This window comes from Roseburia zhanii, assembly GCF_014287635.1.
Lineage (GTDB): Bacteria > Bacillota > Clostridia > Lachnospirales > Lachnospiraceae > Roseburia_B > Roseburia_B zhanii.
On record NZ_JACOPH010000074.1, the window covers coordinates 1 to 896 of the forward strand.

General features: G+C 37.9%; 1 protein-coding gene and 1 pseudogene. Both read left to right on the top strand.

The features are described from left to right. Positions 1-420: pseudogene (locus H8S17_RS17380) on the top strand (hypothetical protein); the annotation flags it as partial. 40 nt (positions 421-460) lie between these two features. Continuing rightward, positions 461-896 (top strand): hypothetical protein (locus tag H8S17_RS17385; protein WP_186867899.1); only part of this gene is annotated, 436 nt, incomplete at its 3' end.

The following is an 896-nucleotide window of genomic DNA, read 5'->3' on the forward strand; positions in this document are numbered from 1 at the left end:
GCACCGGATAGAAAGCAGTTGTACCAACAGGCAAAAAGTGCAATGAAAAATCAAAATACCAATCCAAAATGTAAAGGGATCGGAGAATTAACCTTACTGGATTTTTTGGAACAGGCAGAGGGAAAAAATCAGAATCTTGCAGACAAGCAGATTGCACTGGCAGGAGGTGGAACATTAAATTTCACTATTTTAACATCAGGAGGTTATGGTGTTCAAATTCAGAGTCAGGGTGTCAATGTATTGTCAAATACCGGTGCTGGCTGGGGATACGAAATGACTCCGGCAGAACTTACAAGAAAAGATGAATTTTATTCCATTTACTGGAAGGAATATAATGCCGTAAAGAATGGTATGAATTCTGAATTAAAAGAATTACCGGATTATCTGGAGAAAAGACCAGTTTTTGAAGCGAAAGCCTAATGATAATAATGCAATTCAAATAAAAAAGGGGTATTGATATATGCAGATTAGTTCCAACTATTCTATGAATGGTGTGCCATACGAAAACAGACGCAGACAGGATAATATTCCTCAATTTAGTACAGAACATACCGAACAGGAAAATGAGAGTATAAATCCATATATGGCAGATGTGGATTTTAACGAAAAAGCATTTGATATGATTGGTCCGAATGCTCCGCAGGAGGTAAAAGATGCATGGATGGAAGCAGCAAAGGAAGTAAATGCGAATGGTATGGGAATAAAGAAAAACGGAATGTTGAGCCATATATCACAGATGATGGTACAAAGGCTGAATAAGCAGATGAAGGGTGAGGTCGATGTGGATAACATCGACATTTTGGGAAACACAACAGAATCTGCAATTCAGGCAACGAAACAGGCTTTATATAATTTAGACCATCCACTGGAATATGTCCCTAAAAGCATAGAAGTTC